A 13,120-nucleotide genomic window follows, 5' to 3' on the forward strand; every position below is an offset into this window, starting at 1 on the left:
TTGCTTTTGCTTATTGCAAAAGCGGCGTCGCCCAAGTCTTTTTGTATCATGTATGTGACGCCACTACATACAGTCCATTGTTAGATGGGTAAATCAGCCAGATCATACGATTTTTTTTAACTCAAAATCAAAGTTCTCAAAATCCAAGAAAGTCTCGTCCCGATCGCATCTAGCTTCTGTAAAGCCTATGCTAAAGGTTACTACGCTCTTTTTGGAGCGATCGCAATTGCTTTTGATAAAGATACAAATCTAGTTATATTCACCCCTAACTAGGGCAAGTGAGGAGATGCGATAACAGGGAGACAACTGACAAACTAGGGAAAATTAAAAATCTCCGGTAAATTTGAGTTGACCTCATTTATACGGAAAAGGTGGCATGAACGATCGCAAAAATATTGAATCAGAGAAGTTGTCTGGTAAACTGCAAGCGCTCGCAACTGTTGTGTATGATGCCGCTACAGGTTGTGAAGGCGATACTGTAGCTCTTTTAGCTTTGCTGCGGCAATTAGAGCAGTTACACCGAGAGATCCGGGATGGGGTTTTTCAAGAGAGTTTGCCTGTTAACCGCCGCCAACTTTACTCACTGCTGAAAGATATTGAGTCTGAAGGAGGCTGGCCCTACATTGAGCGCATGAGGCTACAAGCCTTTTTAGCGAATTTGCCACAAGAGGCTCCCGAAGAAAATAGCCATGAAGTTTTGGAGAGGGATCGCTCCTTTGGCTGATTAGCTCGAAATTTATTTCTAGCTCTGAATTAATAACTCCGATCGCCTCATCAACCGCTAAACCAAGAGCGGTTGCTCATTGAGGCTTCAACCTAATTTATAATTCGTAATTAAAAAGGGTTTGTACGGGTTATCCCATCACAAAGAAGGCGATCGCGCTCTTCAAGATTGTGGTTGTGCTTAAGGTAATCACCTAGCCAATCGCAACCACGAACAAGTAGATCGTCAAGATGTAAATTCCACAGAATTATCGTGTTGTCATCACTAGCTGATGCTAGTGTTTGACCATCTGGGCTAAAACTGACACTTAATACCGGAGCGCGATGCCCATTGAGACTTTTAATTAATTTGCCATCACGGCTCCAGAGTTTCACTGTACTGTCCCAACTGGCGGCGGCGAGTAATTCACCATTGGGGCTGAAAGTCACGGCATTGACGCTATCACTGTACCCCTTTAATAAAGTTTTTAACAACGTCCCATCCCGTCGCCACAGTTTCACGGTGTTATCCCAGCTAGCAGAAGCCAGCAACTCGTCAGTGGGACTAAAGCTGACACCCAATACCCAGCTATCATGGGGCGAGAAAGTTTTGAGCAAAGTACCATCCCGCCGCCAAAGTTTCACTGTTTGATCGTCACTGGCAGAGGCTAAAACCTGACCATCAGGGCTGAAATTGACGCTATTTACCCAACCCTGATGTCCCACTAAGGTTTTGAGCAACTTGCCCTCACGATTCCAAAGTTTCACTGTTTTATCTTTGCTAGCTGATGCTAAAAACTGACCATCAGGGCTGAAATTGACGCTCATGACACTATCGCTATGTCCGTGGAGAGTCATGATTAAAGTACCGTCAAGCCGCCAAAGTTTCACAGTTTTGTCATAACTTCCTGAAGCCAGCATTTGACCTTTTGGGTCAAAACTGACGCTAGGAACTTTATTTGTGTGTCCCACCAAAGTTTTGTAAAGTCGAGTTTTGACCTCGCCACTACTGGTGTATCGCTGCCAAAGTTTGACAGTGCGATCGCTACTACCGGAAGCTAGCATCTGACCATCGGGACTCCAAGCAACGCTCAAAACTCGATCTCGATGCCCTTGAAGAATAGACGGTCTTGGAGCATCTAAACTCCATAGTTTAACGCTTTTGTCGAAACTTCCTGAAGCTAGCAATTTGTTTTTTGGACTGAAAGCAATGCTAACGACGGCATCGCTGTGTCCTTTGAAGGTTTTGAGTAAGGTACCAGTGATACTCCAGAGGTTTATGGTATTGTCTTCGCCTGCGGAAGCTAATTTTTTACTATCGGAACTAAAGCTCAAACTCCACACTGTACCGCTATGCTGCCGTAAAGTTTTGTAAGGAAAAAAGTCAAAATCGTTTTTATTATTCTCCCGCCGCCAAAGTTTCACTGTCTTATCTCGACCTGCTGAGGCTAGGAATTTACTGTCTGGGCTGAAAATAGACACAATCACGCCTTGCTTATGTCCCTGCAAAGTTGTAACGAGGCTACCGTCTCGCCGCCAGATTTTCACTGTTTTGTCATCGCTAGCCGAGGCGATGAATTGACTATCAGGACTGAAGTTTACCCAGTTAACCCACCCCCGATGTCCTCTCAGTATTTTTACTAAGCTACCGTCTTTGCGCCAGAGTTTTACGGTTTTATCCTTACTACCAGTAGCTAACAACTCGCCATCAGGACTAAAGTTAACGCTGTAAACCCAATCTTTATGTCCTTTGAGAGTTTTATATGGTTTGGGGTCAAATTCACCTGTAACCGAGTTTTTGCGCCAGATTTTCACTGTTTTGTCGAGGCTGGCAGAGGCTAGGGTTTGACCATCAGGGCTGAAACTTACACAAGTAACAGCATCAGTGTGACCTTTGAGGGTTTGGAGTAAAGTACCGTCAGGATGCCAAAGTTTTACCGTCTGATCTCGGCTACCTGATGCTATCAACTGACCATCTGGGCTAAAAGTTACTCCCCAGACAATATCAGTGTGCCCTTCCAAACGGTTAACCTCCGTTACCCCATAAACTGCCTGTTGCAAGGCTGTTACCACCCGCATTCGGGTATCTGGTTCAACTCCATCTGCTTGTTTAAGTCCTCTCCAAGCCCGCAAACTTTCCAATAGGGCATCAAATTCTTTATTAGATGCAAACAGAGCTTCGCTAGCAGCAGTGATGACACCAATGTTCAAGTTGGTTTCACTGCGTTCAGCTCGTAGAGTTTGACGGACTGCTGCTCTTTTTTGTAAGTCGGCTTGCCACCATAATGCTGCTATTGTTCCCCCCATAATTGCTAGGATTGCACCTGCTATCCGCGCTTCCCGCAGTCGTCGTTGCAATACCAAATTTAGTTGCTTTTGACTCAGTTGTTGGGCTGCTTCCGCTCTAGTTTTTTCAAGTTTGATTTTTTCTAATTCGGCGAGCATACCATAGTTGTTCTTTTGGCGAATTGGTTCAACTAAATAATCGTGAACCAACTGGTAGCGATCGCCTAACTCTTCTCTAACTCGCAATACCAAGCCTGAACCCACCAATATTTCTAAAATCAGTTCTCCAACTTTGTCAAAGCTTGATATTGTATCTATATCATAATTATTAACTAATGCAGCCGCTAAATCAGCTTTATTTTTTAAAGGTCGCGTCCCCTTTTCGTCTGTTAACTCAAATAATAATTTCCAACTTAACTCTTCGTTCTCTTGACCGCAGTCTTTGATAACTTCCCCTAACCAGCGTTCCACCAATTTTGCCGAGCCACCACAAAGCTTATATTCCGCAAGTGTCGTAATGTTTTCTATTTGTAGTTGAGCCCCGACTATTTGTAATTCAATTGGATGTACTTCGTCTAGTTCCCCTGTCAAATCCTGGACTAATCGGTTAATTAATTCCTCACTTAGTTCATAATGTGAACGTTGAGTAAGACTGTGAATTATGGCTTTGGCATCTCGGCTAGAGAATTTTCCTAAATAGTAGCGAATGTCTTTATCAAGAATATTTTTATTAATTACTCCTAAATCATATAAGCCAGTACTATTTTTCTGGCTCAAACGTTCAAATTCTAATAAATGATGTAAATAATCTTCTCGTAATGAAAGAATAATTTTTACATAAGAAATATTTAAACATTCACTAAAAAATTTATAAAATTCTATTCTTTGTGTAGGAGGATTACTAACAAAGAAAAATTCTTCAAACTGGTCTAATATGATAACTATTGTATAATTACGCTCACATGCTAACCGAATTCTTTCTAGTATTATGGTGGGTGTAGAGTCAATATTAACCGATATTCCTGTGTATGCTAATGCTTGATTGATACTGTTACTCAAGATTGTTATCCAATCAGTATAAACAGACAAAACAATCGGTATAGGAATACGTTCACCGATAACTTTTCCTTTGAGTGCTGGGACTAAACCAGCTTTGAGAATTGAACTTTTACCTACACCTGATGGCCCATAAATAACTGTGAGTTTGTAGTCAGCGCGGGCAATTCTTTCAATTAAGCGATTGACATCTTGTTGCCGTCCAGAAGCAGATATTTCTTGAGCAATTTCTTCAGGAATAAACGGTATTTTGTGAGGTTCTAGTACTGGGTTGATTCTGGGGCGTTGTGGCTGTAATTGACTTGCTCCGATAAAGGCACGAAAGCCATACTGATGTTCTATTTTAATTTTTTCTTGCTTCAGCTTAAAGGCTTCTGTATAGTTATGACACTCAAAAAAGTAAAGCGATCGCAGTTCTTCTAAAATCTCTAAGTACAGTAATGGCTGATGTTGTAGCTCACAAACTACCCTCGCCCATTCTAAGTTATTAATAGCTTCCTCGCACTCACCCAAATGCCTTTGTGTGCGTGCTAGCAAGAGAAGATACCAACTTTCTTGTCGTCGTCTTCGCAAAGCATCTCGCAGAGAAACTTGTGTTACTTCTTCGGAGATAGAAAGTGCTGTATTTGCTAATTCATGAGCCAGTACCCAATTCGATTCTGAAGCCGCTACATTTGCCAAAAAACCATAATTTTGAGCAACTTGTGCGGGAGTTCCATAAGTTTTATGTAGGTTTAATGACTTTTGAGCTAATTCTTTTAAGTCATCCCAGGCTTGTAAACGTTGCAGCATTTCACAAGCAGGCAAAATGAATTTAGCAACTAAGTCTTCTCTTTGTACTTCCTCCAATAGCTCCAAGCATTGTTTAAACCACGACAGAGCATGTTCGCAATAGCTACTAGTATTCTGGTATAAGTCTGCCATTCGGTGATAACAAAGCCCCAGGTGGAATAGTACTATTGCTTGCTTGAGTAAAGATGAGGAGGGCATAGGTTGAGGACATGAGAGAGGCAAAGAAGAATTACTCTCCCACTCTGCTATTCTCCTCGCTTCCTGCTGCCATAATGCTAGGCTTCTTTGATAATTGGCTAAAGCACCATTAATTTGATCGTTGGCGTATTTATCGCGCCCCAATACAAACTCTAAACTAGCTTCTAATCCTGGTGTTAATTTAACGCCATACAGGCGTAGTAAATCATTACGGGCTGATTCTATTTCGTGGCGGTGTTGCGACTTAGGATCTAAATCTAGGAATGCATTAGATAAAAACGTTTCAGCACCTGCTTCTAAAACTTTGGCAAATAAAGATTCTTCCTCTTGAGAGATCAAAGCAATTAAATCTGCTTTGGCCATTTCAAATTTAATCGTGGTTGCAGCCCAGCTTTTGAAATCAGGTGCTAATTTTGAAAGCAATGATGCCACTTCATCCTGTAGCCACAACACCACTGGAAATGGAAAAGTTGCAGCATAGATATCTCGTGCTTGGTTGATACCTGTAAGTAAGTTTTCTAGGTCGGTAGTTGACTCAATACCGAAAACCATCACAGCAGATGGCAAAGTGTCTGTAAGGACAGCAGGATTATCTAAAGATAATTCTGAGATTATTGTACTGTGTAAAGAAGTAGTCGATGGATTAAGAACGATTTCTCTGATATTAATTTCTTTAGCAAGCAAGCGAATATTCTCTAACATTTGCTCACGTAATCGCCTATAGTTACATCGAACTAAAATCAGAGCAAATTGACCTTCTGAAAGTGCGATCGCTCTAATCAGTCTTTGCAAAGTATGCTGATTTTCTTTAGTGTAGACACGTAGCTGTTTATCATTAGTCATTGGATATGGGGCTGGGCATTGGATATGGGGTATTAGGCATTGGATATGGGGCATTAATCATTAGTTCACTAACAAATGACCAATGACAAATTACAATTGACTGTTACTTGTTTTGTTGCCAAGCCAAAACTTTTTCTGTTTCTGCCAAGGCTGGACTGATGCCAAACCAGCGCCCCACAGGATCGCGATATTCAAACAGATACATGCTTCTTAGTAAGCTCTGATAGTCAGACTCACCTTTAACTCTCTGCTGCTGTACTACTTCAAACAATAATTCCCACTGGGACTCATCAATAGCTAATAGCAGATCGTCACGGTAATCCTTAATCACGGCTTCTAAGCAGTCTCTAGAAAAAGGCGGATCTTGTCGTTGCAGGCAGCTATAAAGTAAGCCTAATAAGTTACGAATGTGACCACCACTAACGCGACATAGACGATCCAAGGTTTGGGAGTGATCGAATAATTCTGTAATTAATAAAAGTCTGCTATTCAAAGGAACTTCTGGAAAGGCTCTAGCTAGAACTAACTGGCGTACTAGTGACATTCCTGGTTCGTAGTCACTGCCATCTCTTTGCCGCACTAATACCATCGGCAGTACTTTTGGTGCAATTCCTCCCCCCAGACGATTTTTCAGTGTCTCATATTCATTGGAGAAAATTAATGTTAGGGGAATTGTGTAAACTAGGTGGCATTTAAGTCGGCGTAACTGTTCGCCTCGGTCAATGAAGAGATATTCTGGTTGCGATCGCCCGGATGCTAAGGGACGCATATCCACTCGATCCAAATTATCTACAATCACTACCAGTCCTTTTTGACCCCTTAGCTTTAACTGTTCAACAGCCTTTTCTAAAATCTCTTCGTTAATCGCTTGCAAAATACTATTGGTACGTGGTTCCAGATATTGTCTTAGTTGATTCCGCATCTGGGTGCTATCTTTGGTTTTGGCGGTAATTTTGGCAATACCCAAGGACAACTCTGCTTGTCCAGAAAGCTCTATGGGGCTTTGCAAAAAATCGCCTACTTCTTTAAACAAATTAGTAAAGTAACCAGGTTTGAGTTTGATGCTAATACTTTCTAAACTGACACTGACTTGACGGGCTACACTCAGCAAAATATCGCTGATATCAATATCCGCCATGTCTAAGTCTTGGCTGGACTCAAAATAAACCACATGAAATCCTGCCAATTCTAATTCTGTCTTGAGGCGCTGCAATTCCGTTGACTTACCGCAGCCAATATGACCCGTAAATAACTGACACGTTGGCTCATCAGGAGAAATTCGAATTATGGTTCGTTGCAATTCTTCGACAATCTTGCAACCACGTACATCAGCAAAATCTATGTAATACTGCTGATCTAGTACGTTACTTATATTTAGCGTGTAGCTAGGGTTACATGCTTTATAAAAACGTGACAAATTTAATGTCGTTTTCATGTATGTAGAGGTTTATGTAGATGCAGTTTAGTTTGAATTTTTTATACAATTAATCCCTATCTAGGATATAGATACAGGATTGACTCGTAAGGTGGTAGTGTCTTGCAAAAGACAGCACTTGTCGCCAGATTACTGTCAGTAGTATGGTAGAGATTTAATTGATCCTAATAGCGAATGGCACTAAGATAATGCAAACCCATTATCTACAAAGCTTTTGGGTGTGGGGTGTAGGGTGTGGGGTATAGTGACGAATAACTTTATTTATGTTCGCACTTATTTTTAATTTTCTTGATTTTTTCCGAACCTACACCCTATCCCCTATATCCATACCTGGCAAGGGTTTCATCTTTTATTCGTGCCATTCTACCTTTCAGGTCTTAAGCATATCTGTCCTTTTTACACCTGCTATTGAGGTTTTGACAATCTCTCCCTTCTATTTGACCTGCCACAAAATTATATAGCTGAGGGAGTAAGTAAAAAAAACTACAATTTTTCATTGTTCTCAGTTTAGATAGCTGATGAGTCTTATTGGTATGAATTATAGCAAGGTATACAGAGATCCAGGAATACTTGTGTATCATTTCACATTCTATTTGTCAAGAAAGCAAAATCCCACACATCTCAATTAATATTTTGTAATCTTTAAGGAAAAATCTTCAAAAATAACTTGTCAAAAAGACTACAGTCAGTTAAAAATGGACACCGGAAACTTTAACAGGAATAATGACTAGCGTCATAATCATTGTGTAGTTACTGTAAAGTGTTACTAAAAATAAAAAAAGTCTTGAGGAGAGCGGCTCAAAGATGCCAACAGTGTTTACTGAAATTAATAATGATACGAGCTTGTCAAGGAATTTAGATTGCAATCAAAAAGGGGTGTGAATGGCTGGCATAATATCAGTTTCCCGCACGCATCTAGCCCAGCGTCGTCAGAAATTGCGTCGGCAGCGGCAGATGAGAATTATTCAAGCTATTTGGCGAACCTTTGCCATTACTGGTTTGGCGGGTGGATTGTTGTGGGTGGCAGTCCAACCGGTGTGGATGCTAAAGGCTCCCAAACAAATAGTGATGAAATCAGGTAATAAATTGCTGTCTGATCAAACAACTCAGTCATTGTTGGTGCTGTCTTACCCTCAGTCTTTGTGGCGGATTGAACCGTCAGCGATCGCTAACTCTTTGAAGAAACAACCAACTATTGCCCAAGCGATCGTCAGACGCCGCCTATTTCCTCCTGGATTAACCATTGAAATCCAAGAACGAGTACCTGTCGCGGTAACTCAAGCACGTGGCAATAAAAAAGTAACAATCGGTTTACTAGATGCAAGTGGGGCCTGGATGCCTTTAGAAAAATATACATCACTGAATCCTACTAGAAAATTACCCAACCTCAGAGTCATTGGTTCGCCAAATCAATACTGCCTTTACTGGACTCAACTCCATGAAGCTGTGAGTCAAAGTCCTGTGAAAGTGATGGAAATTGATTGCCAAAATCCAACAAATTTAATTTTGAAAACAGAATTAGGAAATGTGCATCTTGGTGTTCCAGGTCCCCAGTTATCTGAACAAATTAAGGTACTCGCCCAAATGCGTCATTTAGCAACAAAATTTAATTCTGGTCAAATAGAGTATATCGATCTGAAAAATCCCGAATTTCCATTAGTACAGATGAACCAAAAAAAACCAAAAATTAACTCCCAAAATCCCTAAAAACATTTAGTATGTTTATTATTTTGATAGCTCTTAGTAAATTAAGAAGCTTTATGCTGATAAATATATTTATTATTTTCAGTTTTCCAGCGAATGGCCCGAAAATCGGCATTAACTTCTAATTAAAATGAGAAGATCAATCATAAAATCTCTATTGCGAGTAACAGACTCTCAATTGTTACCCTAACATCTAATAGTAGGGTGCAAGTTGTCAGACAGTCTAATGATGGTCTATAGCGTACAAAACGCCTTCTGCCCATAGATTCTTTGACTAAACCTAGTGCAAAAAAGAGAAAGTTACTTGAGCTTTTCATTCAGATTCAGACTCGCGAACAGAGGTCACTGATGAGAACGGTTTATGCCGCCATCCAAGTGCAGAGGCAATAAGGCTCTGGCTTTGGTCTGTTGAGGACACTTCCAAAGACAGTTTACCGAAGTTTCAATCTGTAATGAAAAATGCCAGCCAAAGTTGTGTAAGCATTGCTTCTGGGCAAGAAGTTTGGACTGTTCTGTGCTGTAATTCCTATTAGGTAACGAAATCTCTTAGGAAATCTTGATTTGTTGGCCGCACTAGTGAAGGTTTTTGTAGGATAGACTATTGCTCCAACAAAGTGTCCATTGAGACCACCCAAACAACAAATTAATCATGTATAGTCTGACAAGTAAATTCTTGCTTAGTTTAACTTAAGCATAAGTAAGTAGAAGGTAAATTTTGTGTCTAAAGTTGCAATCATCCCCAATGGTGAAACCTATTAACAATATTATTATTGAGGCAGAGAAGATACGCTGTAGTGTGTCTTTACAATTTATGCCCGCTGCTGAGAATAATGAAGAGATCAATGTCTGTTTGAAGTTATACAGGTCAGTTTTAGATAAATATAGGTATACTTCTCTAGAATTGGCTGTGCGATCGGCTGTGTTAAAAGCTTATCCCATAGCAAATTTTCGCACTGCCAATTCTGTTAGGCTTGGCAGTAGTGAAAACAATAAAGAACAACGCCATAGTATTGTGGCATTGTCAAACTAAAGTTGACTCTTAGGTGAATAACACCTGAAAAAGTCGTTTATCTACCCTTTCACAAATCCAATGACACTTGATAATAACCAAGGACTTAACTATAAAAATTCCCAATCTACGGGACAGCCGGGGTTCTCTCTGGCAGTTAACTCAACCAATCCCTTTAATAATTCTGGGCTGAACTTCGGGCAAAATCACGATAATAAAAAAATTTCTCCGGAAAATAGCCGAATTGGCGAGATTGTTCCTGGTCGGGTCGCCAACATCAAAGTGATTGGTGTCGGTGGTGGTGGTGGCAATGCTGTTAACCGCATGATCGAGTCTGATGTCTCCGGGGTAGAGTTTTGGTCAATTAACACCGATGCCCAAGCTCTTACCTTAGCTGGCGCTCCAAGTCGATTGCAAATTGGGCAGAAGCTAACACGGGGTTTAGGAGCAGGTGGTAATCCTGCTATCGGTCAAAAGGCAGCTGAGGAATCACGGGACGAAATTGCTACGGCTTTAGAGGGTGCAGATTTAGTATTTATCACTGCTGGTATGGGGGGTGGTACTGGGACGGGTGCAGCACCAATCGTGGCAGAAGTGGCCAAAGAAATGGGCGCTCTCACTGTTGGTGTCGTCACACGTCCATTTGTTTTTGAGGGACGCCGCCGCACCAGTCAAGCGGAACAAGGTATTGAAGGACTAAAAAGTAGAGTAGATACACTGATCATTATCCCCAACAACAAACTGCTGGAAGTAATCCCCGAACAAACGCCTGTGCAAGAAGCTTTTCGTTATGCAGATGATGTGCTGCGTCAGGGGGTACAAGGTATTTCTGATATCATCACGATCCCCGGTTTGGTAAACGTTGACTTTGCTGATGTCCGAGCAGTTATGGCAGATGCAGGATCGGCATTGATGGGAATTGGCGTTAGTTCTGGAAAATCCAGAGCTAGAGAAGCTGCGATCGCAGCTATTTCTTCACCATTACTAGAGTGTTCTATTGAAGGTGCTAGAGGAGTTGTATTTAATATCACAGGTGGTACAGACCTGACTTTGCATGAGGTGAATGCAGCCGCAGAAGCAATCTATGAAGTAGTCGATCCCAATGCCAATATTATTTTTGGGGCTGTAATTGATGACAGGCTTCAAGGAGAGGTAAGAATTACTGTAATTGCCACCGGATTTACAGGTGAAGTGCAAGCTGCGGTACAACAAAGCGTTGCTAATGTTCGAGTAGCACCTAATACCTCGAAGCGTCCAACAACACAGCAACCCGCAGTTAATCCCCCAACCTCAACTCCAAGTTCAACTCCAACCCCAACTCCAATTCCAGAACCAAAGGAAAAACCTGGATTAGATATCCCTGATTTTCTGAGAAACCGACGTACACCAAGGAATTAAAAGATTTGGGATTTGGAATTTTAGATTAACTTAGCAGTCTTAGGTCAGGCTGAACGCTGTATAAAATCTGCTACTTCCACCAGGGTTTTACCAAGGGCAGGGATAAGCAATCTTTTGCTGTACCCAATTTTGTCAATTGGTAAAAAAACTTGTCAACGCTACTTTATAGAATGAATTTGGGCAGGAGTCTATTGGCTTGCATGTCCAGCTATGCTTTCAGAACAAAACAATAAGAATACCTGCCCAACTATGGATGCATCACCGATACCGCAGGGTTAACGAGTCTTCTCCCAGAAGGAGACACCAAGGGCAATAGCGCAGCGTTAGCGAGTTATCGAGCGTCACAGCCGATCGCAGAAATAATACATCTACCCTTCGCGATCCACTAAACTCATATTCCCGTACAAGTAAATATATTTACTTAGGAAAGTAGCTTAGGGAACCAGCCTACGCAAGTGTCCGAAAGAAGTCTATTTGCTGGGGAATAGGACATCAAACAAAAAATAAATGTAAATTATTTTTGAATTTTTAGTGTCTGCTCAATCCATTGAATAACCTGATGACCAAGGCGAGTACCATCTAGGCGGTCAATCTCACGAATGCCGGTAGGACTAGTGACGTTAACTTCAGTTAGGTAGCCACCGATAACGTCAATACCCACAAAAATTAAGCCGTCTTGGCGTAAGCGTTCGGCTACTTGGCTACAAATTTCATACTCTCTTGGGGTAATTTCAGTTTGAGCGACTGTACCACCAGTTGCCATATTATTGCGAAAATCAGTTCCACTAGAGAGGCGATTGAGCGCACCAATTGGTTCACCATTGAGCAAGATAATTCGCTTATCTCCCTCTTTTGCCTCCGGTAAATAGGTTTGTACCATTACTGGTACTTTACCTTGGAGGGTACTGAGTTCAACAATGGAGTTAAAATTGCGATCGCCTGATTGCAAAAACAAAATTCCTTCGCCAGCTTTATTACCCAGTGGTTTGAGAACCCCTGCCCCCTTTGCTTCCACAAATTGCCGGATAAATTGCTTGTCAGCACTGACAATCGTTTCTGGAATCGCTTTGGTAAACTGGAGGGCATACATTTTTTCATTTGCCCCTCGGATGCCACTGGGACTGTTAATCACCAGGGTTTTATTTTGGTCAATGTAATCCAGAATGTAGGTGGCATATAAATAGGAATCATTGACAGGTGGATCTGTCCGCATAAATACGGCGTCCATTGTCTCTAAAGAAGTTAAGAAGGAATCGCTCAACTTATACCAAGGATTCGCTGCTACCCAACGTCCCTCCACCAACTGCACTGGTACAAGTTCGACTCGCTGTAAGACAGCCCAAGCTTTGCCCTCCACCACACTCAGCAGATTTGCCTGAGTCACCCAAACTTCATGTCCCAGAATTTGCGCTGCTTCAATTAGGGCAACACTGGTATCATGACATGGGTCAAGTAGATGGATGGAATCAATGATAAAAGCCAGTTTCACCCTTTATACCTCAATCACCAAGAAATTAAATGGTTATTCAATTATTATCCCTTGATGATCTTAGCAATTGACGTACATCTGTACTACTGAGTAGAACTGGAGGGTAAAGTCTTGTGGACAGATATCGGTTTTGTCGGGAAAAAGCCCGTAGACAAGGCAGCACGTTGTTTTTCTATAGTTGTAGCGACTGCCGTGTAATTTGCAGCGG

At 41.5% G+C, this 13,120-nt stretch carries 7 protein-coding genes; 4 read left to right on the plus strand and 3 right to left on the minus strand.

What is annotated here, in order from left to right; genetic code table 11:
- Nucleotides 1–376 precede the first annotated feature (376 nt).
- On the plus strand, nucleotides 377–724 hold the full coding sequence (locus tag ACM0OX_RS06805) for a hypothetical protein (RefSeq protein WP_414514137.1): 348 nt from the start codon (nucleotides 377–379) through the stop codon (nucleotides 722–724).
- Nucleotides 725–834: 110 nt separating this feature from the next.
- Here the strand turns inward: ACM0OX_RS06805 and ACM0OX_RS06810 are convergent, their stop codons facing one another.
- Nucleotides 835–5,877, minus strand: a complete 5,043-nt coding sequence (locus ACM0OX_RS06810) for a hypothetical protein (protein WP_414514138.1) — start codon at nucleotides 5,875–5,877, stop codon at nucleotides 835–837.
- Between the two features lie 103 nt (nucleotides 5,878–5,980).
- Nucleotides 5,981–7,312 (minus strand): P-loop NTPase fold protein, encoded by a 1,332-nt coding sequence (locus tag ACM0OX_RS06815; RefSeq protein WP_414514140.1) that lies wholly within the window; start codon nucleotides 7,310–7,312, stop codon nucleotides 5,981–5,983.
- A gap of 882 nt (nucleotides 7,313–8,194) precedes the next feature.
- Between ACM0OX_RS06815 and ACM0OX_RS06820 the strand changes: the two genes are divergently transcribed.
- The 3 genes from ACM0OX_RS06820 to ftsZ all read left to right on the plus strand — a co-directional run bounded on the left by ACM0OX_RS06820 (nucleotide 8,195) and on the right by ftsZ (nucleotide 11,423).
- Nucleotides 8,195–9,019 (plus strand): cell division protein FtsQ/DivIB, encoded by an 825-nt coding sequence (locus tag ACM0OX_RS06820; protein ID WP_414514141.1) that lies wholly within the window; start codon nucleotides 8,195–8,197, stop codon nucleotides 9,017–9,019.
- A gap of 739 nt (nucleotides 9,020–9,758) precedes the next feature.
- Nucleotides 9,759–10,046, plus strand: a complete 288-nt coding sequence (locus ACM0OX_RS06825; protein WP_414514143.1) for a hypothetical protein — start codon at nucleotides 9,759–9,761, stop codon at nucleotides 10,044–10,046.
- A gap of 60 nt (nucleotides 10,047–10,106) precedes the next feature.
- The gene (gene ftsZ / locus ACM0OX_RS06830) at nucleotides 10,107–11,423 is read left to right on the plus strand and encodes a cell division protein FtsZ (RefSeq protein ID WP_099101867.1); all 1,317 of its coding nucleotides are present in this window, start codon (nucleotides 10,107–10,109) and stop codon (nucleotides 11,421–11,423) included.
- A 514-nt stretch (nucleotides 11,424–11,937) separates the two neighbouring features.
- Here the strand turns inward: ftsZ and gshB are convergent.
- Complete coding sequence (gene gshB / locus ACM0OX_RS06835; protein WP_414514144.1) at nucleotides 11,938–12,912, minus strand: glutathione synthase; 975 nt, start codon at nucleotides 12,910–12,912, stop codon at nucleotides 11,938–11,940.
- Nucleotides 12,913–13,120: the final 208 nt, after the last annotated feature.

The sequence above is a fragment of the Nostoc sp. PCC 9305 genome (assembly GCF_963920915.1).
GTDB lineage: Bacteria > Cyanobacteriota > Cyanobacteriia > Cyanobacteriales > Nostocaceae > Nostoc.